We start from the raw sequence: 21,159 nt of genomic DNA on the forward strand, positions 1-21,159 counted from the left end.
CCATGTATTTCGATATGGACTTCGGCGTCCTACCACCGGAGATCAACTCGGCAAGGATGTACGGCGGACCCGGCAGCGGCCCGATGCTTGCAACGGCCAGCGCCTGGGACCAGCTTGCCCGCGAGCTGAATACGTCCGCAGCGTGCTGCCGCGCGGTGATCGCCGGCCTGGCCACCGACGCCTGGCGGGGTCCGTCGTCGGCGACGATGACCGGCGCGGCGGGCCGATACGTGGATTGGCTGCACGCGACCGCCGGGCAGGCCGAGCAGACCGCTGTCGCAGTCAGGGCCGCCGCGGCGGCCTATCAGACCGCGTGGGCGGCCACCGTCTCGCCGCCGCTGATCGAGGCGAACCGGCTGCAGTTGAGGACGTTGGTCGCCACCAACTTCTTCGGGCAGAACAGCCCGGCGATCGCCGCCACCGAAGCTGACTACGAGCGGATGTGGGCACAAGATGCCGCCGCCATGCGCAGCTACGCGGTATCGGCATCGGCCGCCTCGACGCTGACACCGTTCAGCGCTCCGCCCGCGGTGACGACGACGGCCGCTGCGACCCCGGCGGCAGCGACAGTGGATCCCGCCACGCTGCTGTCCTTGGCGCTGGACGTCCCGTCGTTGACCAGTGCGGCTGCGTCGACGACGAGTTCCACCTTCTCGGGGGCCGCCATCCAGACCACCAACCACGCACTGGCGGTCAACGCGATGCGCGACGGGCAGCAGGGCATCGGACCGTTCATCGTGAGCGCGAACCGGCCCGTAGCGGCTACCGGTCCGGTACTCGTTGCCGCGCCTACGGTTTCAGCGCTGATAGGCCGGGCCAGCGCGGTCGGCAGACTGTCGGTGCCGCAAGGCTGGGCGGCCATGCAGCCTGCAGCGGATCCCGCTCCGGGCCTCATCCCGCGCTCCCAGAGCCCGGCGACTGGGCCGACGGCGTCGCAGGCAGTGCCGCCGGGCGTGTTCGGCGAAGCCATGCTGGGCACCCTGGCCGGGCGCGGAGCCAACAACGCGGCGGCGAAACATCTACGGCGCAGCGTCATACCCCGGTCACCGGCGGCCGGCTGATACCGCTCACGCCCAGATAGCCTGCCCCGCAATGCTACCGACGTAGTAGGCACCAAGTCCGCAGCTCAAGGTGAGCACCAGATTGGCCACCGCGTAGAGCCGTGCGCCGGCACCGGCGAGCTGCAAGGTCTCGTAGGAGAAGGTCGAATACGTGGTCAGCGCCCCGCACAGGCCGGTGCCGATCAGCAGGTGCAACCGCTCGTCGCCGGCACTGACCGCACCGGTGAGTGCACCCAAGATCAGGCAGCCGAACACGTTGGCGGTGAACGTGCCCCACGCGAAGGTGGTGTTATGGCGGGATTGGACGAATCGGTCGGTCAGGTACCGCAGTGGCGCCCCCACCGCGGCGCCGGCGATCACCAGCAGCCAGGTCACTGGCCCTCGGCGGGTCGACCGACGTGTCGGACCACCTCGACCTCGTCGAGCATTATCAGCCCTTCGGTGACTAACTCGTCCAGTTCCGGCAGGAAGGCGCGGATTCGCTCGGCGCTGTCGACGATGATGATCGAGACCGGCAGATCCTCCGACAGCGACAGCAGCCGGGTGGTGTGAATGGCCGAGGATGCGCCGTAACCCTCGATTCCGCGGAATGCTGTCGCCCCGGCTAGGCCGGCCCGGCGGGCCCGGTGCACGATCTCGCTGAACAGCGGTTTGTGGTGCCAGGTGTCGCTTTCGCCGACCAACACCGTCATGCGCAGTGCGGATCCGATGAGCTGGGTCATGATGTTCTCCTGATGATCAGACGTCGGGTGAGGCCGGCCATGGTCCAGGTGGCGGTGAGCACCAGCACCGGCGTGGTGAGTAGATACAGCAACGCCCGCACCGGATGGCCGGCGGCGGCCAGGGTGTCGACATCGCCGGCGAATGTGGAGAACGTCGTGTAGCCGCCCAGCACACCTGTGCCCAACAGCGGCCGCAGCAGCCGATGCCCCACCCATAGTTCGGTGATCGCCACCATCAACGCCCCCATCAGCGCGCACCCGCTGACGTTGACAGCCATTGTGGCCCAGGGGAAGCCGCCGGAGGGGGCAGGCCAGGCCAGTTCGATGCCGTAGCGGGCGCTTGCGCCGATGGCGCCGCCGACCGCGACCGCCGCGACCACCGGCGCCTGATCGCGCACCGCAGAGGATCGCCGGTGCCGAACAAACAAGTCAGGGCCGGCGGTCACGTCACGACCGGAAATCTGCATGGCTCAGATGGGCATTCGGTAGCCGTAATATTCGTGGTCCTCGTTGTAGCCGCCCATCCCGAGGCCGCGATGGCGGAAGTCGTCGATGAACTCGATTGCCTCGATCCATTTCACCATTTTGAAGCCGAGTTCGTGCTCATTGCGGAGCCGCAGCGGTGCGCCGTGCGCTTCGGTGAGCGGTGCGTTGTTCATCTCGTAGGCCAGCAGCGTCGTGGGTTCCCTCATGTGGGCGATCTTGTGGCAGTCGTAGTAGCGGCCCTCGTTCGACGGGCCGGATCCTTCGGCAAAGGAATAGAACGCCACCCAGCGCGCCGACGGCAGTGGCCGCACCAGCTCGACGATGTCCGACATCCGCACCCCGGCCCACTTGGCTACTCCGGTCCAGCCCTGAATGCAGTGGTGGCCCGTGATCTGTTCGTGTTTGGGCAGCGCCAACAGCTGTACGTAGGTCAAGGCGACCGGGTTCTCCACCAGTCCTTCGATCCGCAACACGTAATCGGACCACTCGCCGTTCTGCAGCGCGCGGTAGTGCTCGGAGGTGGGCAGTGTTCCGTTGGGCCACAGGTACGGTGAAAGATCTTTCTCCGCGTAGGTAGTGTTCGGATGCGGGAGTTCCAACAATTCGGTGAGCCAGCCGAGCATCGCGGTGCCGACTTTGTGGACCATCGCGGGATAGCGCAGCGTCAGCGGGGAGGCTGCCAACCACAGCAGGACGATGACAACCACGACGATCAGATAAACGACTACCGGCCAATATGATTGGGTGTCGGTGCCGATCACGATGTGGTTGAGATTGCCCACCAGACCAGTGGTGAACACCATCAGGGTGTGCACCGCGATGAAGAACACCATCCACAGCAGCACCGAGAAGTGCACGGTCCGCGCCACCTGCTGATTCAGCGGTCCCCGGTCCAGGCCGAAGCGTGCGGCGATGGCCGGCGACTGCAGCAGCCCGGTTCCGAAAGCCAGTGGTGCGGCGATGAATACGGTACTGAAGTAGGCAATGACCTGAAGCGCGTTATAGTTGGTGAAACCTTCGTTTACCGGAAAGTCCAGTGACGCATACTGAATCATGGTCGATACCGCGTTGGGCAGCACCTCCCATGACTGCGGAACGATCCGGCGCCACTCGCCGCTGGCGAACAGCAGCACGTAGAACACCACGCCGTTGAGCAGCCACAGCAGATCAAAGGTGAAGTGCCACCAGCGCGCCAGGCCCACCGTGTGGCGAACGCCGGGGATGCCCAGCCACTTCGGCAGCGCCACCGAATCATCCTTGGCAGTCCACATGTGCGCGGCGTCGGCTTCGTTCATCCGGTCCTTCGGCACTGGGCCGCGCATCCGCAGCCAGGCCGTCCCGGGCCTGCAGCCCTGGTTGAGGTACAACCGCGGGTGATCGGCAAGGATCTGCAGACCCGCCCGCATCAGAAACATCATGAAGACGATGTTGAACAGGTGCTGCCAGCGCAGCCATGCCGGAAAGCCGGTGTCGATCGTTGGCGTGACGTGCGTCGACGTACCCGGGTAGGCGGCGATGAAGCCTTGCATCCAGTCGTATTGGCGCAGCTGCTGAGCCAGCGCGATCCCGATCACGAGCCCGACCGCGCCCAGCGGGATCAGCCAGACCGAGGACACCCAGCGCTTACCGAACCGCAGCGCGGGAACCTGCGCCATTTCCTGGGGAATCGATCCGGCCCAGTGCCCGATCTCGACCCGGCGATCCAGCGCGCCGCGGCGCGGTCCCTGATCGAGTAGCGATGGCAAATCGTTTAGATACGAAGCCATTTCGCGCCTCCTACCGGTACGACCAACGTGTCATTGGAAGTGGTAGAAGCTATCAGCCGGGGCGGCGGTTCATGGCGAGCTTCATCGCCTCCATCCACTATAACCGCTGGCTGCGAGGTGTGCAGCGAGGTTTTCTCCGCTAGGCGGAGCCGCCGTGCCCATGCGGCGCGGCGGCGGCCTCACGGGTGATCTGCTCGAACTGCTGCGCCATGGCTTCGGCCAGCGCGGTAGCCGCCGACAGCGGCCGGACCATCACGACGAAGTCGTCGATCTTGCCGTCGTCGTCGAAGTGCAGGAAGTCGCATCCGGTGATCCGTTTGCCGTCGACCGACGCTTCGAAGATCAGGGCATGGTCGCGCCCTCCAGGGTCACCGATCTCCCGCACGTAGTGAAAATCCTCAAAGACGCGCATCACCGCCCGCAGGATCGCCGCGGTGACCGGCTTGCCCGGGTAGGGCTTGAACGCCACCGGGCTGGTGAACACGACATCGTCGGACAGCAGCCCCTCGATGGCCGCGGCATCGCGGGCCTCCACAGCTTGCCGAAAAGGGTGCACAGGACACCTCCACTAGTCAACGTATTGCAATGCCCTACGGTAGACGCATCAGCCGTCCTACGCGGCCGGTCCACCGAGTCCGATCACCGGAATCGTCGGTCGATGACCTCACGTGGAAGCTGGTGGGGGGTCGGATAGGTGACCAGTACCCGAATGCCATCCGGATCAGCGCCATCGACGAAACTGATCTCACCCAAGGTGTTTGAGTACGTGCTCGGATCGTGGACTCGCATACGTTGTTCAACCTGCTGCAGTTCCTCTTCGCTGCCGACAGACCAGATGATCTGCTCGACACCGACGCCGGTGATGCCACCCGCCCTGGACGCCTCATGCGTGCGCAAGTAGATCTCGAAGCCGTCCGGCGTCAAGAGAAGTGCCGCATCCTTCTCGTAAATGGCTACATCGCACTGGAATACGTGGCAGTAGAACTTCACGGAGTGGTCCAGATGCGACACTCGCATCAAGCACGATGCAACCCTGGCCGTACTCATCCGCCTCCTGTTCGCGATCGGTTCAGCCTGCCGTAGCCGGCGATGCCGCACTTCCCCCATCTGATTCCCAGCCATCAAGAGCAGTAGCTGCCATATTGCGCCGTTCCCGGCTACGCGAACTGACCGTCAGCAGATCACTCACTGTCACTGCATTTTTCGGCTGTGCCGCAGTCATCATGGTGGTGTGCGCATCGCTCGCCTCGGCGCGCGCGGGAACCACTACCAACGTGAGACGGTCACCGTCGAGCCCGAGAAGTTCAACCGTGTCGACCGGCTGAAGCCGGTACCCATCCAGCCGTACCGGCTGCCCGTCACTGACGAGTTTCCGAGGCGCGCCCACCCACTCGTTCAGGTTGTACAAGACCCGGCTGATGCGACCCAATCGAACGGAGAGCACCGCCAGCAGGTCAGGTAACTCCACGACCAGGTCATCGGTGTGAGGCCACCATGCCCCATCGACGTATCCGCTCTGCGAAGCTTTGCGCTTCAACCGCAGCCGCGGCGTCTGCAGTGGCGACGTGGAGTTATCGGGGCTTTTGCGTGTTGTCTTGTGTCGCGTCATGATGACGCTCCCATCTGAGCCCTAGCGGCCAGAATTTCCGGCGATGACAGGACTTAAAAGCACCACGTGTACTGAAGTACCGCCGCTGCCAACAACCCTACGCCATCCGGTCCGAGCGCCGGAGCGCGCAGGATCGCCCCGCGTTCGACCATGAGTCAAACCGCATCGCATTCCACGGCTCGCCTGTCGGCCGCCCGCGAAAGCGGAAAGCGGGTAGTGTTAAGGGTGCTGAGACCTTCAGCCGGTGCGGAAGCGAGTTCGGCTGTACGCCGCCGATTTCGATGAGTTCTTATTCGAGCCGCACATTCCGATCTCTACCGACGATGCTGTCGAACAAGCGTGGACACCTTGCCCATTCTCACCGGCAGACCAGCCGAATTCGAGTTGGCAATGACACCGTCACGACTTGAACCGCAAGTACTCCCACACCCGCTACCCAGAAACCAGGCAAACACCATGATTACTCTCGGAGTGATCCTCATCGTCCTCGGGCTCCTCTTGCCCGCTCTTGTCCCCACCTTTGCCTATGCCCATCTCTGCTTGGTCATCGGCGTCATCCTTCTTGCCGTCGGGTTGCTCCTGACCCTGATGGGACGGATGGGGCATGCAGTCGGCGGGCGCCGCACCTACTACTAACCCGCAGATGTATTCAGCGACTCCCCGCTCGCCCGACCGAAGGCCGACGAAAGGGGAGACCGGTGGCGATCACTGATATTTCGGTCTTCGCCCATCTGACCGACGCCGATATCGACGCTTTGGCCGCTGACTTGGACGCAATCCGGCTGGACATCGAGGATTCCCTTGGCGAGCGCGATGCGCTCTACATCCGCCGTACTATCGCCGCACAACGTGCCCTGGAAGTGGCGGGGCGGCTCCTGCTGACCGCTGGTTCGAAACGCCTGGTCTGGTGGACGGGCACGCTGACCGTCGCTCTGGCCAAGATCATCGAGAACATGGAGATCGGCCACAACGTCATGCATGGCCAGTGGAACTGGATGAACGACCCCGAGATCCACTCCTCGACATGGGAGTGGGACATGGCCGGGGTGTCGAAGCATTGGCAATTCACCCACAACCTTCGCCATCACAAGTACACGAACATCGTCGGCATGGATGACGACGTCGGCTACAGCACTTTGCGAGTCACTCGGGACCAGCCCTGGCATCCGGCCAACATCGGGAACCTGCTGTTCAACATCGTTCTCGCGCTCGGTTTCGAGTGGGGAATCGGCTTGCAGCCCATCGAATTCGGCAACATCGCCAAGGGCGGCTCGGATCGCGAAACCGCCCTCGGAAAGGCACGCGAGTTTGTGGCCAAGGCCGGCAGGCAGGTGTTCAAAGACTACTTAGTGTTCCCCGCACTGACCTCCCTGTCACCGGCAGCCACCTACAGGGCGACGCTGAAGGCCAACACCCTGGCTAACGTGATCCGCAACGTCTGGGCGAACGCGGTGATCTTCTGCGGGCATTTCCCCGACGGCGCAGACAAATTCATCAAGACCGACATGATCGGGGAATCCCAGGGGCAGTGGTATCTGCGCCAGATGCTGGGCAGCGCCAACTTCGACGCCGGGCCGACAATGCGGTTCATGAGCGGCAACTTGTGCCATCAGATCGAGCATCACCTTTATCCCGACCTGCCGAGCAACCGGTTACACCAGATCTCGGCCCGGGTGCGTCAGATCTGCGACAAATACGACCTGCCCTACACCACGGGCTCGTTCCTGACGCAGTACGGCAAGACGTGGCGCACCGTCGCCAAGCTGTCGCTGCCGGATCGCTACCTGCGCGAGACCGCCGACGATGCCCCGGAGACGCGCAGCGAGCGCATGTTCACCGTGCTGCCGACCGACTTCGTCGGCACCGACCCGGCGACCGGGCGCCGCCGCGGGCTCAAGTCGGCGATCGCGGCGGTGCGCTGTCGGCGCCGCGCCGCCGGGATCAGTCCCGGCACACGTGGATTACGCCGATCCGCCGACCTAGAATGTCAGCGTGAGCTCGCCGCGATTCAGCAGGTGACGGTGCGGTCGTGACCGACGTATCCGAGCCCGGCAATCGGCCGGCGCCGACTGCGGAAGGCGCCGACCCGGACGCCGACGATCTGCGGTCCGGTCTGGCCGATCTCGCCGGTCTGGTTGCAGACTCACTGGGCCTCGAGGAACTCCTTGCCCGGGTGGCCACTTTCGCGGTGCAGGCCATCCCCGCCGCTGACGGCGCGGGGTTGACGTTGCTGCGCACTGACCGCACGGACAACCGGGTCGAGGTTCTGGCTGCCAGTGCCCCCTTCGTGCAGCAGATCGATGAGATTCAATACGTCGAGGTGAACGAGGGCCCCTGCATCACCGCGGCGTTGGAGCGACGCACCGTGCGGTCCGGGTCGTTAGGCGGCGAAAAGCTCTGGCCACGCTTCGGCCCGCGGGTGGGACGCCTCGGCGTGCACAGCGTGTTGTCACTACCGCTGCTGCTGCCCGGCCAGGTGGTCGGTGCGATCAATGTCTACGCGCACCGCAGGGACGCCTTCACCGAACGCGCCGCCGAACTCGGGGAACTGTTCGCCATTCCCGCCGCCGTCGCCGTCCACAACGCGCACGTGCTCACCCAGGCCCGGGCGTTGACCGCACAGCTGCAGGCAGCGCTGTCCACCCGACCGGTTATCGACCAGGCCATCGGTATTCTGCGAGCCCGTTCCGGGGGAACCGCCGAGGAGGCGTTCGACCGGCTGCGCCGGATCAGCCAGACCGAGAACATCAAACTGGCGGTGGTCGCACGAGGCATCGTCGACGAAGCGGTGCGCCGCGCTCGTGCTCGCAACACCGCCCGTTGACCGCGAGTAGCGTTGGGTATAGGCACTGTTAGACCCGGATCCCTGATCCGTGGTCAGATATTGCGCCCGGGCAGTCGCGACCTGCGGCACTCGGCTTGGACCGAAAGATCGGCGTTCGGGGCGTCAATGGGGAGCACGACCCGTTGTGGACATCTCCGCGGCGCTGGCTGCCGATCTCGCGGCCCTGACCGAAATTCTGGACGAGCCTGACCTCGACCTCACCGACACGCTGCGCCAGTTGGCGGACAACACCAAACTCGCAGTGGGGTCGTATCTGGGACTTACGGTGATCATCACCGTCTTGGGTCGTCGAACCAGCTTCACTGTGCTCGAGGAAGGCACCGAGTCTGGCGACATCGTCACCTCACTGTGCCTGCCGATGCCTCCAGACGGGTCCGACGACAGCGCCGCGCCGCACGCGGTCCTGATTCTCTACGCCGGCCACCCCGGCGCCTTCGTCGACCTGGCCGCCGACCTCGCCTGGCTGACCGGCCACGCCCTGAGCGAGTTCGTCCTGGACCAGCACCGCGCCCCTCCCCTAGCCGGAGCCGCGCCCGGCGGGCTCGCAGCGACCTCGCTGATCGATCAGGCGATCGGGGTGTTGATCGCCCGCGGCTATGCCCCCGAACATGCCCACCGCGAACTCGATTCCCGGGCCCAGCGGCTCGGCGTGAGCCGCAGCGGCAGCGCGAACGACATCCTCAGCGAATTGAATCGACCGGTCTCCGAAGACGATTGACACCCATCGCAGGCCGTCAGGCCGTCGAAGAATTCTCCAGCTCTGCCGGGTGATGGTTGATGCCGGTGCGGGCTACAGTCCGGCGCGGCCGGCCGTCGGGAGGCCCGCTCAGCGCTTGCACCGCGGCCATCTCTCCTGGCCTCCTGGCGTGCGGCGGTGCAGCGTCGGCGCCGCTCTCGGAGGCCTGCGAGCCGCGCCGCCCAGCCGGCAGCACGTGCGGCGCCGCGCCGATCGCCAGGACTGCGGCGCCGGTGGCCCCCAGTGCCCGCGACCAGCCCAGCGGTCCGACGGGGACGCAACCCAGCAGCTGGCTGATTCCCGGCAGGCTGATCATCGCCGCGAACGCCGCGAACGAACCGGCGGCGGTGAGCAACACCAACGGCGCGTGGGAGTCGACCAGGGTCTGGGCAAGCTCGGTGGTGACCAGGGTGATCAACGCGACGGTGGCGGCGCGCTGGCGAGCGCCCGGTACAGCAGAAAGGCGAGCCATCCCCCATGCGGCGCTGGCCGCGGCCCCGGTGATCGCCCCGCGGACCGCGACGGCGCGCATCAGGCTGCGTTCGTCGATGCCGTGCACCACCCGATGCGAGGAGCCGGCGGGGGTGCTCACCGCGACCGCGGTGGCCGGCAGCGCGTCGGTCAGCATGTTCATCAGCAGCAGCTGGCGATTGTTCAGCGGCGAGGTCCCGGACAGTGCAGTGCCGATGACGCCGAAGATCACCTCGCCGACGTTGCCGCCGAGCAGACCGGTCACCGCCAACTGCACTCCGCGCCACAGTCGCTGGCCCTCGTCGATGGCATCCACCAGTGCACCGATGCGCCCATCGGTCAACACGATGTCGGCGGTGAGGTGCGCCGAATCGCTGCCGCGCGCGACGACACCCAGACCCACGCTGGCGGCCCGGATCGCCGCCGCGTCGTTGGCGCCGTCTCCGACCATGGCGCACACCCGTCCGCTGCGTTCGAGGGTCTGCACGACCTGCACCTTGTTCTCCGGCGACATCCGGGCGAAGATCATCCGCTGCGCCACCGCACTTTCCTGATCCTTGCGCGACAGCGCGTTCCACTGGGCCCCGGTGATGACTTGCTCGGCGGCGACCGGCACCCCCAATTCCGCAGCGATCGCGGTGGCGGTGACGGGGTGATCACCGGTGATCAGCCGGATCCCGACGCCGCGGTCCGCCAGGTCGGCGAGCAGTTGTGGCGCTTCGGCACGGGGAGTGTCGGAGATACCGAGGTACCCGGTGAGTGTCAGCCCGGCCTGGCACAACCCGGCGAGGATGTCCGGGTCGTCGGCGAGGGCCTTCACCTGAGCGGCAGTGAGCCGACGCTGCGCCACCGCGATCACCCGCAGCCCACCGGCCGCCAGTTCGGCGACCGGCGCGTCGCTGTCCGGGCCGAGGCCCGTGCAGGCGGACAGCACGACTTCCGGAGCTCCCTTGATCATCAACTCCCTGCCCAACACCGATGCCGAGAACGCCCGGCCGGAGCGGAACGGCAGGTGCGCGTCCGGGGTGGTCCACAGGGGTGCCCCGCCATCGGATATCGCGGCGGAAGCCTCAGTCACGGCCTGGTCGGTGGCATGCGCGTGGGGGTCGCCCTCGGGGGCCGGCGCGGCGTTGGCCGCGCACCGCAGCACGTCGTCGTGCGCGTGGCCGGAGACCGGGTACACCCGGGTGACCCGCAGCCGGTTCTCGCTCAACGTTCCGGTCTTGTCGAAGCAGACCACCTCGACTCGGCCCAGGGCCTCCACCGAGCGTGGAATACGCACCAGCGCACCGGAATCGGTCAGGCGTTGAGCCGAGGCATGTTGGGCCAGGGTCGCCATCAGCGGCATGCCCTCGGGCACCGCGGCGACCGCGACCGCGATCGCATTGCCCAGGGCCAGGCGCAGCCCACCGCCGCGCAGCATCCCCAGCAGACCCACCATCAGGCCGCCGCCGGCGCTGGCCGGGAAGGCACGGCTCATCAGCTGACTGAGCTGGTGCTGCAGGCCGACCACCGGCAGATCCCCGGCGGCCAGTTCGGCGGCACGACGGGCCTGAGTGTCGGCGCCGACGGCGGTGACCACGGCCCGTGCCGTGCCGGCGACAACCGTCGTGCCGGCGTAGAGCATGCAGCGCCGTTCGGCGAGTTCAGCACCGGGCAGCACAGCCGCGGTCTGCTTGTCCACCGACAGTGATTCGCCGGTGAGCGAGGATTCGTCGACCTCGAGATCGGTGGCCTCGATCAGCCGCGCGTCGGCGGGTACGACCTCATTGCTGCGGACCTCGATCACGGTGCCGGGGATCAGGCGGTCCGCGACGATCTCGGCGTAGCGGTCGGTGCCCGGCTCGACGGTGCGGGCCGGTGGGGTCTGTTGGGCCAGAAGCCGGTTCAGCCGGTTCTCGGCCTGCAGTTGCTGGGCTGCCGCAAGCATGCAGTTGCCGATCAGCACCGTGCTGACCATCAACGCGTCGACCGGCGAACCCAGCATTGCGGTGGCCGCCGAACTGAGCGCCAGCACCGGCATCAGCGGATCCGACAGTTCGGCGCGCACCGCCTTGATGAACTGCCAGGCCATGTGCGGCGGCACAACATCGAGTTCGGCGGCGGCGCAGGCGACGTCGGGGACCGGCAGGATCGCGCGGACCTCGTCGAGCGACATCGCATGCCACTCGTAGGACGGTGCGGGTCGCGGCGCCGGCGTCCGAGCGACCTGGCGCGCCAGCAGATATCCCGAGAGCAGCCCGGTGGCCGCCCCGGCGGTGACCGGCCCGGGGCCGCGCCCGCCCCGTACGCCGGGAACCATCAGCAGCGCACCGAGTGTCGAGGCGCCGGTGGACAGGGAGATGCCGCGCTGGGCGGCCGCGCGTGCCGCCGGTATGGCATGCAGCACCCGCCAGGCACCGGCCAGGTCGGCCAGCAGCAGATCCGCTTCCCACGGCGGCGCCGTCTCCGCATCGTCGGGCAGGATCCCCAGGCCCACGTCGGCGCTGGCGAGTGCCTGCGCGCCGGTCGACGTCAGCACCGCAACGGTGCGGCCGTCTTGCTGCCGTGCCGTCAACGCGGCGGCCAATGCGTCGTCGAGTTGTTCATCGTCGGCGGCGATCTCGACCGGCGCCAGTTCGTCGAACGCGGGTCGCAGTTCCCCCAGGGACTCGACGTCGAGGGTGACCAGTTCCGCCCCGGACGCCCGCGCCTCGGCCAGCAGCGCCGCGGCCAGTGGGTGGCGTGCATTCGCGGTGCAGAGCAACCGCGGATCGATGAGAACGGCGTCGACGCGATCGAGTCGGCGCACACCCTCCGGGCGCAACGGCAGCGCCGAGTGCTGCTCGACCAACGACCGGCTCAGGGTGGCCGCGAAGGACTCCGTCGTGGTGCGCATGGCCTTCGGGCCGGCGACCACGGCCGCGGTGGCGGCCGTGGTGACATTGCGGGTCAGCACTCCCACCAGGCCGGCCCCGAACAGCTGGACGTAGCCCGCCCGCCTGCCGTGCCGGTCGATCGCTCCCTCCGGCAGGGGCACCGGCCGCGACGACACGTGTACCTGCGCCTGGTCGGCGTGCCTGGCCAGGTGCGGCTCGTGGCGGATCCAGGCCTGCGCCGCGGCCGCAGATTCGGCGGCCTTGACGCCTTGCAACGCCAAGTCCACTGCCAGCGTGGCCGGCGACAAGGTGGCGATGCGCGCTCCGGTGGAGATCAGCGACAGCACCGTGTCGGCCGGACCCCGGCCGATTCGCTCGGCAAGTTGCTGGCGCAGCCACGGCTGGTAGTTCGCCAGCGCCGCGACGGCGTCGACGGTGATCGGCGCCTGCGGCAGCCGCAACGCGCGCCCGGCGACCGCGATGGCCAGCCCGGCGGCGTTGACGCCGACCATCACACCCCGGGCCATCAGCAACAACCCGTCGCCGGGCAAGACGGTGGCCGGTGCCGCGCCGTTCGTAGCTGCCGGGCCTTCGGCGCGGCGGTAGCCGCGTTCGACTCCGGCGATCAGGCGGCACAGGTCATTCAGCGATACCTGCTCGTCATCGACGGCGAGCTCCACCACGACCCGCGACAACGGGCGGTTCAGCCGCGCCGACACCACTCCGGGCTCGGCGGCGAGCGCGTCGAGCACCCGCTGCCCGAGGTCGGCGGATTCGCTCAAGCCACGGACCTCGATCCAGGCGCGGTTCTCCCCGCGCCAGCACCTGCGGGTCAGCGTCGCCGTGGTGGATTCGCCGGACAGCACCCGGGTGGCTTCACGAATCGGCAGCGCGGCGACCTGCAGTCCGGCCGAGGTGATGGCCCCCACGGCCTCGGTGGTGGCCGATGCACTGCGAGCGGCCGCGCCGACGACGGCTGAGGCAGCACGGATGCCCAGGGCGGCCGGGCGCAGCAGCAACGATGTCGGATTCAATTCGGCAGCAACCAATCCTGTGGTCTGACAGCGGGCTTGGGTCGCACCCGCCGGGCGGCCAACACGCCGCGTGAACTGCCCAATTCTGGCGACACTTTGGCGATTGCGCAACTATATGAATGTGTCGTTCGGCGAATCCCGTCATGGGAGTTGAGACAAAATGAATGCCGCCATGGCTAAAGATGAAGAACGGCTGCCCGAAGAAATCAGTTCAGGCAACCGGCCCGATGAACCCACCCAACCCCAACTGGCATCCGCCGCGAGTACGTTCGCGCTGCTCAGCAGTCCGGCACGCCTGCACGTGATGTGGCTGGCCGCCCAGGATGCCTACGACGTGACAACCCTGGCGCGGCGAGCGGGCGTCAATGTCGCCACCATGAGCCAGCACCTGACCAAGCTGCGACTGGCCGGCCTGATCAATGCCCGCCGTGACGGGCGCCACCACATCTACACCGTCGATGACCCGCACATCTTGACGCTGCTGCAGCAGATCTTCGCCCACATCGCCCCGGACGGCAGCCTGGCGCCCGACCCGCCACGAGGCGGCTCGAGTAGCTGAACGGCCGGCGGCATACGACGATGTGTCCGACGCAGCTGACGATGCACCTCAGGTAAGGAGACCGGCGTTGGGCGATCAGATAGTGGCTCCGGTGTTGCCCAACGGCGCGGTGCTGCCGTTCCCGCCGGTCGGGTCCGGCAGTGTCGCGGGCCGGACCCTGCAGGAGTCGACCTACAGTCCGCGGCCGGTCCCCCGGCGACTGCACGCCGATGCACCCAATGTCGTCATCGTGCTCATCGACGACGCCGGCCCCGGCCTGCCGTCGACGTTCGGCGGCGAGGTGACCACCGCGACCCTCGACCGGATCTGCGGGCAAGGCGTGTCCTACAACCGGTTTCACACCACAGCCATGTGCTCACCCACCCGGGCGTCGTTGCTCACCGGCCGCAATCACCACGAGATCGGCAACGGACAGATCGCCGAGCTGGCCAATGACTGGGACGGCTACGCCGGCAAGATTCCAGCATCAAGCGCCACGGCAGCCGAGGTGCTCAAGCAGTACGGCTACGCCACGTCGGCCTTCGGGAAGTGGCACAACACCCCCGCAGAGCAGACCACCGCCGCCGGACCGTTCGAAAACTGGCCCACCGGTCTGGGTTTCGAATACTTCTATGGATTCTTGGCCGGCGAAGCATCCCAGTACGAGCCCAACCTGGTGCGCAACACCACCGTGGTGGCCCCGCCGAGGACACCCGAAGAGGGTTATCACCTGTCCGAGGACCTGGCCGACGACGCCATCTCCTGGCTGCGGCGGCACAAGGCCTTCAACGCCGACAAGCCGTTCTTCATGTATTGGGCCAGCGGCTGCCTGCACGGCCCGCACCACATCATGAAGGAATGGGCCGACAAGTACGCCGGCAAGTTCGACGACGGCTGGGACGCCTATCGCCAGCGGGTGTTCGAACGGGCCAAGACCAAAGGATGGATTCCCCAGGACTGTTCGCTCACCGAACGCGACGAGACCCTGACCGCCTGGGACGACATCCCCGAGGACGAGAAGCCGTTCCAGCGCCGACTGATGGAGGTTGCCGCCGGTTACGCCGAGCACGTCGACGTCCAGGTCGGCCGGATCGCCGACGAGCTGGAAAGCCTCGGCTACGCCGACAACACGCTGTTCTTCTACATCTGGGGCGACAACGGCTCCTCCGGCGAAGGCCAGAACGGCACCATCTCGGAGCTGTTGGCCCAGAACGGGATCCCCACCACGGTGCGTCAGCACATCGATGCCCTCGACGCACTCGGCGGCCTGGACGTGTTGGGATCTCCCCTGGTCGACAACCAGTACCACGCGGGGTGGGCCTGGGCCGGATCCACCCCGTACAAGGGCATGAAACTGCTGGCGTCGCACCTGGGCGGCACCCGCAACCCGATGGTGGTGCGCTGGCCGGCCAAGATCGCCGCGGACTCGGCGCCGCGGGACGTTTTCCTGCACTGCAACGACGTGGTACCGACCATCTACGAAGTCATCGGGATCGAGGCACCCCAGACGGTGCACGGACAACCACAGCTGCCGTTGGCCGGGGCCAGCTTCGCGCGCACGCTGGCCGACCGGAATGCGACCGGCGGCAAGAAGACCCAGCACTTCGAGATCATGGGCAGCCGCGCGATCTACCACGATGGCTGGATGGCGTCGGCCCGCGGTCCCCGACTGCCGTGGGTGCCCGGCCAACCGCCCGGCATAGCCACCTGGACCCCCGACGCTGACGTGTGGGAGCTCTACAACCTCGACGAGGACTGGACGCAGGCCCGCGATCTGGCCGCACAGATGCCCGAGAAACTCGCCCAGCTGCGCGAGGTGTTCATGGTCGAGGCGGCCCGCAATGCGGTGCTGCCCATCGGCGGTGGCCTGTGGGTGCCCGTCTACCACCCCGAGTTGCGCATCGCCCCGCCCTACACCGAGTGGGACTTCACCGGCGATACCGTGCGGATGCCCGAATTCTGTGCGCCGGCGCTTGGCAACAAGAACAACGTGGTCACCATCGATGCCGACATCCCGGCCGACGCGAACGGAGTGCTGTATGCCCTCGGGGCCGGCGCCGGCGGCCTGACGTGCTACTTCGACGACGGTCATCTCTGCTACGAGTACAACCTGTTCATCTTGTCGCGCACCAAGATTCGTTCAGCGACCAAGGTGCCGCCCGGACGCGCCACCATTGCCGTGACCACGCAGTATGCGGAACCGCGCCCGGCCGGACCGCTCGACATCACCGTGGCCGTCAACGGCGACACTGTTGCCGAGGGCCAGGTGCCCGTCAGCGCACCGTTGTTGTTCACCGCCAACGACTGCCTCGACGTCGGCACCTGCCTGGGCTCGCCGGTGTCCCTGGACTACCGGGAGCGCGCACCGTTTCCGTTCGAGGGCCACATCCACCGGGTTCGCGTCGCTTACACCTGAGCCCGCGCAGCAACCCAAGTGATCGCGGTCACAGACCAAAGTCCCGAGATGACGTGATCGGCAACACTTTTGCATTTCCTACAACCCGCGGCTGTATAACGTCTCGATCCATGAAAGATCCAGTGCTTGTTCTCCCGGTACTCGCCGGAATCCTCGGACTGCTCGTCTTCGGATTCCTGGCCCTGGAGGTCGTGTTCCACATCGGCTGAGGCCACCGGCCGCTAAGACCGGGTGTGCTGCGCGACAAGCTCTTTGAGCAGTTGCCCGGTCCGCAGCAACGGCGCCGCCGATTTGGCGGCCAGCGACATGATCACCGCGCCCTCAACCGCTGCGATGGTGGTGGTGGCCAGCTGCTGCGCGGTCTCGGGCGCGACATCGGCCTCTTCCAGCCGATCGGCCAGTAGGTGCTCCCAGTCGGCGAATACCGCGCCGGCGACATCGGCCGCATCGGGCGCTTCGGAGCGTCCCAACGCTGCGGCCACAATCGGACAGCCCGCACGAAACTCGCTGCCGATCAAGGCTTCCTTCCACACCGCAATGAACGCCTCGACGGCCGTCACCGCATCCGCCTCGGCCAGCAACCGCCGGATCATGTCAGAGGTAGTCCGACCAGCGGTTCTGGCCGCATTGGCGACAAGTTCGGCTTTGCCACCGGGAAAATTGAGGTACACCGAGCGTCGCGCGATCCCGCTATGCGCGAGGAGTTCGGAAATCCCAGTACCTGCAACACCTTTGCGCTGCAGTAGTGCGATCGCACTGCTGATGAGCCGGTCACGCGCCGCCATCACCATCACCTTTCCCGACCCCGACTGTTTGCGATATACCGATCAGTCTACTAGCCTCGCAGCACACGAGTAGACCAATTGGTATACCGCGGTCGCCGGGCTGGTTCATCGGCGCAGGGGGATGGGGAGTCAGCGATGACACGAAGCGCCGAGCAAGCCCTACGCAAGTTCCGCGCCGAACGACGAGTGGGGCGCTACATCGCCAACCCCCTGGTATCGGCACTGGCCCGCCTGGGCATCAGCACCACACTGGCCACCGAACTGCAGACCATCGGCCGCAAGACAGGAAAGACGCGGCACGTTCCGGTCGCCGCCTGCTTCGACGACAGCGGCGCCTGGGTGATCTCCCAGCATGGGGCACGGTCGGGGTGGGGAGCCAACATCACCGCCAATCCACAAGTCCGCATACGCCAGGGCAAGCAATGGCGCAGCGGACTCGCACGGTTCCAACCCGACGACGACGTGACGGCCCGCGCACGCACCTTCGCGTCCCGGCCCGCCTTCGCCGGCTTGGCCGTGGCCACGTTTCGCGCGCTGGCGAGCGCGCCGGTCTCCGTGCGCATCACCTTCACCGACGGTGCCGTGTGAGATGCGTTCCGCCTGGGTGTATCTGGTCGTGGCAGCAACGCTGGGCGCCACCGGGGTGTTCATCGCCCATCTGAGGCTCAGCGACATCCCCGACCCAGCGGTCGGCCACTCGCCGCGCCCTCCGGCGGTCGGCCGACTCAAAGAGAAGGTCGTCGAATACCGCGTGGACGGTCCGGCCGGCACCCCGGTATTCGCGTCCTATCTCGACGTCGACGGCTCGGTGCGCCAGGTATCGGCGACCCTGCCCTGGCAGACCACCCTGCGCACCCAGCGCATCACCGTGCCCACCGGGGTGATGGCGCAATCCGAGACCGAACCGTTGTCCTGTCGCGTCGTCATCGACGGGCAGGTACGCGATGAGCAATCGTCCATGTCGTCGGCGGTGGCATGCAAGGAGCCGGTCGCATGAGGGCGCCGGACAGCCGGCCCCTGATCGCCCGGCTGCTCTATCGGTTCGCAGTGCCCATCATCGTGCTGTGGGTGGGCGCCGCCGGCGCGCTCAATCTCGCCGTCCCGCAATTGGAAACGGTCATCACCGAGCACGCGAAGTCTTTTCTGCCCGACGATGCCGCGTCGGTGCAGGCCATCGTGAAGCTGGGCGACCACTTCGGCGGCGCCGGCACCAACAACTTCGTCTACCTGTTGCTCGAAGGCGACGAACCCCTTGGCCCCGACGCCCACCGCTACTACTCCACATTGCTGGATCGGATTACCGCCGACACCGCGCACGTCAACTCGGCAATGGATCTCTGGTCCGATCCCCAGTTCGCCTCGGCGAACGAGAGCGCCGACGGTCATGCCGCCTACGTCTTGCTCAACCTGAGCGGCAACATGGGCACCGCCCTGGCGATGTCCTCGACCCAGGCCGTTCGCGACATCATCGCCGCCACCGAGCCCCCTGCGGGGATCACCGCACACCTGACCGGTCCGTCAGCGGTCGTCAACGACGAACTGGTGTCGATCAACGACTCGATCCTGCTGCTGCTGATCGCCTGCGGCGCGCTCGTCGGCGCCATCTTGTTCTGGGTCTACCGCTCACCGATCACGGTGGCGATGCCGATGCTGGTCGCCGGAGCCGGACTCGGCGTCGGCCGGCCGGTGGTCGCACTGCTGGGCAGCCACCACGTCATCGGCGTCTCCATCTTCGCCTCAGCACTGATGGCGGTCATGGTCCTGGGAGCCGGAATCGACTACGGCATCTTTCTCTTGGGTCGCTACCAAGAGGCACGCCGGGCCGGGGCCGACCCGTCCGCCGCGTACTACGCGGCGCTACGCGGTGTGCAACACATCATCATCGCCTCGGGCCTGACCATCGCCGGGGCGACCGCATGCATGACATTCACCCGGCTGGCGATCTTCAGCACCTCCGGGTTGCCGTGCACCATCGCGGTCGTCATCACCCTCGCCGCGGCACTGACGCTGGGGCCGGCCATCCTCGCGGTCGGCAGCCGGTTGGGGTTCTTCGAGCCGCACAAAGGCCGCGATCAGAAGTCGCTGCGTCGCTGGCGGCGGATCGCCACCACCGTGGTGCGCTGGCCGGGCCCGGTCCTGGTGGGCTCGCTGGCGGTGCTGAGCCTGGCCCTGCTGGTGCTGCCGACGTTTCATCCCAGCTACAACGAACGCATCGCCCAGCCCAGCAACTCACCGGCCAACCTGGGCATCGCCGCGGCCGACCGCCACCTTCCGCCCAACATCATGTCTCCCAGCGTCTTCCTGGTCGAAGCCGATCACGACATGCGCAATCCGTCGGACATGATCGCCCTGGCCAAACTGGCCAACGCGGTGCTGGCGATTCCCGGAATCTCCAACGTTCAAGGCATCACCCGCCCCCTGGGCGCGCCGCTGCAGCAGGGCACGCTGACCTCCCAGGCCGGCTACCTCGGTCAACGACTGACGCAGATGACCGATGTGCTCAGCCAACGCGCCGATGACCTGCTGATCCTCAACGGCGAGGTGGGACGACTCCAGCTCACCATCGCCGGGATTGAGCAGGCCCTGCACAGCGGGCGCGCCGGCAGCGATGAGATCAACGGCAGCGCAACCGAACTCCAGGCCGCCCTGAGCGGCGTCGTGACGAAGATGGATTCGCTGCGCGACGCCGCCGCGCCCGCCCGCGTGTTCATCGATTCCATCCCCAACTGCCGGGACAATGAACCGTGCCGGGCGGCACTCACCAGCTTCTCGCTCTTCGAAGACCTTCATCGTTTCGACGGACTGGTGGACCGACTGGCCGGCGGAACCCACGCCGTCGCCCGCACCCTGCCCGAGCTGTCCGCACAGCTCGACAGCCTGAAAGGCTTCGCAGCCCAGGTCAATGCCGCGACCGAACCGGTGCGCGCCACCCTGCAGACGTTGGTTCCCCAGATCGCCGAAATCACCACGTTCACCGAGGAACTCAGCCAAAGCTTTTCCGGCGGCGACCCCAACGGTTCGTTCTTCCTGCCCAGTCAGGCCTTCGACAATCCGCTGTTCAAGAACGCTATGCCCTACTTCTTCTCCCCCGACGGCATGATGACTCGCATGGTCGTCACCCCCGAGATGGAGGGGTTCAGCCGCGAAGCGATGGATGTCAGCGCCAACGTCATCCCGACCGCACTGCAAGCGATCAAAGGCACATCGCTGGCCGGCAGCACGGTAAGCCTCGGTGGCCCCGGGGGCACCCTGCTCAATATCGAGGCCTTCGCGCGGGAAGACTTCATCACCAGTGCGGTAGCCGCGTTCGCGTTCGTGTTCTGCGTGATCCTGATCCTGCTCCGCAGTCTGGTCGCGGCGATCGCGGTGATCGGAACCGTGGCCCTGTCCTATCTGGCGGCACTGGGTTTGACCGCTTTCGTCTGGCAGGACCTCATCGGCAACCCGCTGCACTGGTCGGTGGCCCCGGTCTCCTTCGTGTTTCTGGTCGCGGTGGGCGCCGACTACAACATGCTGCTGGTCGCCCGGTTCAAAGAGGAGATCGGGGCCGGCATCAAGACCGGCATCATCCGCGCCATGGTCAACACCGGCGGGGTGGTCACCACCGCCGGGTTGGTGTTCGGGTTCACCATGTTCGCCATGCTGGCCGGCTATGCGCACAACATCGCCCAGACCGGTACTGCTGTCGGCCTGGGACTGTTGCTGGATACGCTGCTCATCCGGTCCCTGGTCATCCCAGCCGTCGCAACCCTGGCCGGTCGCTGGTTCTGGTGGCCGATCGTGGTGCACGACCGACCCACCAAACAGCTACCGGCGTGATCCGGCTCGGGGC

The 21,159-nt window shown here is 66.8% G+C and carries 19 protein-coding genes and 1 riboswitch; of the genes, 10 read left to right on the forward strand and 9 right to left on the reverse strand.

What is annotated here, in order from left to right; all coding sequences use genetic code 11:
- Positions 1-2: 2 nt before the first annotated feature.
- Positions 3-1,061 carry a PPE family protein gene (locus ACJH71_RS00645; RefSeq protein ID WP_406756117.1) on the forward strand — a complete coding sequence of 353 codons (1,059 nt, stop codon included), beginning with the start codon at positions 3-5 and terminating at the stop codon, positions 1,059-1,061.
- A gap of 6 nt (positions 1,062-1,067) precedes the next feature.
- On the opposite strand, the gene crcB is transcribed toward ACJH71_RS00645, so the two are convergent.
- The 7 genes from crcB to ACJH71_RS00680 form a co-directional block, all read right to left on the reverse strand.
- Positions 1,068-1,436, reverse strand: coding sequence for a fluoride efflux transporter CrcB (gene crcB, locus ACJH71_RS00650; protein WP_406756118.1), 369 nt, complete (start codon positions 1,434-1,436; stop codon positions 1,068-1,070).
- Positions 1,433-1,783, reverse strand: a complete 351-nt coding sequence (locus tag ACJH71_RS00655; RefSeq protein ID WP_406756119.1) for a DUF190 domain-containing protein — start codon at positions 1,781-1,783, stop codon at positions 1,433-1,435. The genes crcB and ACJH71_RS00655 overlap by 4 nt, the downstream gene beginning before the upstream one ends.
- Positions 1,780-2,181, reverse strand: a complete 402-nt coding sequence (locus tag ACJH71_RS00660; protein ID WP_406756120.1) for a fluoride efflux transporter FluC — start codon at positions 2,179-2,181, stop codon at positions 1,780-1,782. Before ACJH71_RS00660 ends, ACJH71_RS00655 begins: the two co-directional genes overlap by 4 nt.
- A gap of 72 nt (positions 2,182-2,253) precedes the next feature.
- Entirely contained in the window at positions 2,254-4,035 is a 1,782-nt protein-coding gene (locus tag ACJH71_RS00665; RefSeq protein WP_406756121.1) for a molybdopterin-dependent oxidoreductase, read from the reverse strand.
- Positions 4,036-4,071: 36 nt separating this feature from the next.
- A riboswitch (Fluoride riboswitch) is annotated at positions 4,072-4,133 on the reverse strand.
- A gap of 41 nt (positions 4,134-4,174) precedes the next feature.
- The gene (locus tag ACJH71_RS00670) at positions 4,175-4,591 is read right to left on the reverse strand and encodes a nuclear transport factor 2 family protein (RefSeq protein ID WP_406756122.1); all 417 of its coding nucleotides are present in this window, start codon (positions 4,589-4,591) and stop codon (positions 4,175-4,177) included.
- A gap of 83 nt (positions 4,592-4,674) precedes the next feature.
- Positions 4,675-5,025: a glyoxalase gene (locus ACJH71_RS00675; protein WP_406756123.1), complete on the reverse strand. Its 351-nt coding sequence runs from the start codon at positions 5,023-5,025 to the stop codon at positions 4,675-4,677.
- A 79-nt stretch (positions 5,026-5,104) separates the two neighbouring features.
- Positions 5,105-5,644 (reverse strand): DUF5994 family protein, encoded by a 540-nt coding sequence (locus tag ACJH71_RS00680; protein ID WP_406756124.1) that lies wholly within the window; start codon positions 5,642-5,644, stop codon positions 5,105-5,107.
- 456 nt (positions 5,645-6,100) lie between these two features.
- Between ACJH71_RS00680 and ACJH71_RS00685 the strand changes: the two genes are divergently transcribed.
- The 4 genes from ACJH71_RS00685 (at position 6,101) to ACJH71_RS00700 (ending at position 9,207) form a co-directional block, all read left to right on the forward strand.
- Positions 6,101-6,280 carry a DUF6131 family protein gene (locus tag ACJH71_RS00685; protein ID WP_406756125.1) on the forward strand — a complete coding sequence of 60 codons (180 nt, stop codon included), beginning with the start codon at positions 6,101-6,103 and terminating at the stop codon, positions 6,278-6,280.
- A 62-nt stretch (positions 6,281-6,342) separates the two neighbouring features.
- Positions 6,343-7,677, forward strand: a complete 1,335-nt coding sequence (locus ACJH71_RS00690; RefSeq protein WP_406756126.1) for a fatty acid desaturase family protein — start codon at positions 6,343-6,345, stop codon at positions 7,675-7,677.
- Entirely contained in the window at positions 7,674-8,468 is a 795-nt protein-coding gene (locus ACJH71_RS00695) for an ANTAR domain-containing protein (RefSeq protein WP_406756127.1), read from the forward strand. The genes ACJH71_RS00690 and ACJH71_RS00695 overlap by 4 nt, the downstream gene beginning before the upstream one ends.
- Positions 8,469-8,613: 145 nt before the next feature.
- The gene (locus ACJH71_RS00700) at positions 8,614-9,207 is read left to right on the forward strand and encodes an ANTAR domain-containing protein (protein ID WP_406756128.1); all 594 of its coding nucleotides are present in this window, start codon (positions 8,614-8,616) and stop codon (positions 9,205-9,207) included.
- A gap of 16 nt (positions 9,208-9,223) precedes the next feature.
- Here the strand turns inward: ACJH71_RS00700 and ACJH71_RS00705 are convergent, their stop codons facing one another.
- A complete protein-coding gene (locus ACJH71_RS00705) occupies positions 9,224-13,546 on the reverse strand; it encodes an HAD-IC family P-type ATPase (protein WP_406756559.1) in 4,323 nt (1,440 codons plus the stop codon).
- Between the two features lie 214 nt (positions 13,547-13,760).
- On the opposite strand from ACJH71_RS00705, the gene ACJH71_RS00710 reads away from it, so the two are divergent.
- A complete protein-coding gene (locus tag ACJH71_RS00710) occupies positions 13,761-14,147 on the forward strand; it encodes an ArsR/SmtB family transcription factor (protein WP_406756129.1) in 387 nt (128 codons plus the stop codon).
- A gap of 67 nt (positions 14,148-14,214) precedes the next feature.
- Positions 14,215-16,542 (forward strand): arylsulfatase, encoded by a 2,328-nt coding sequence (locus ACJH71_RS00715; RefSeq protein WP_406756130.1) that lies wholly within the window; start codon positions 14,215-14,217, stop codon positions 16,540-16,542.
- Between the two features lie 221 nt (positions 16,543-16,763).
- Here the strand turns inward: ACJH71_RS00715 and ACJH71_RS00720 are convergent, their stop codons facing one another.
- Positions 16,764-17,327: a TetR/AcrR family transcriptional regulator gene (locus tag ACJH71_RS00720; protein ID WP_406756131.1), complete on the reverse strand. Its 564-nt coding sequence runs from the start codon at positions 17,325-17,327 to the stop codon at positions 16,764-16,766.
- Positions 17,328-17,462: 135 nt separating this feature from the next.
- Here ACJH71_RS00720 and ACJH71_RS00725 point away from each other — a divergent pair, with 135 nt between their 5' ends.
- From ACJH71_RS00725 to ACJH71_RS00735, 3 genes are read left to right on the forward strand one after another with little or no spacing between them, the layout of a single operon-like run.
- Entirely contained in the window at positions 17,463-17,915 is a 453-nt protein-coding gene (locus tag ACJH71_RS00725; RefSeq protein WP_406756132.1) for a nitroreductase family deazaflavin-dependent oxidoreductase, read from the forward strand.
- A 1-nt stretch (position 17,916) separates the two neighbouring features.
- Entirely contained in the window at positions 17,917-18,324 is a 408-nt protein-coding gene (locus ACJH71_RS00730; RefSeq protein WP_406756133.1) for an MmpS family transport accessory protein, read from the forward strand.
- Positions 18,321-21,146 carry an RND family transporter gene (locus ACJH71_RS00735; protein ID WP_406756134.1) on the forward strand — a complete coding sequence of 942 codons (2,826 nt, stop codon included), beginning with the start codon at positions 18,321-18,323 and terminating at the stop codon, positions 21,144-21,146. Before ACJH71_RS00730 ends, ACJH71_RS00735 begins: the two co-directional genes overlap by 4 nt.
- The last annotated feature ends 13 nt before the right edge of the window (positions 21,147-21,159 follow it).

Source organism: Mycobacterium sp. SMC-15, assembly GCF_045310925.1.
In the GTDB taxonomy this organism is placed as follows: Bacteria; Actinomycetota; Actinomycetes; order Mycobacteriales; family Mycobacteriaceae; genus Mycobacterium.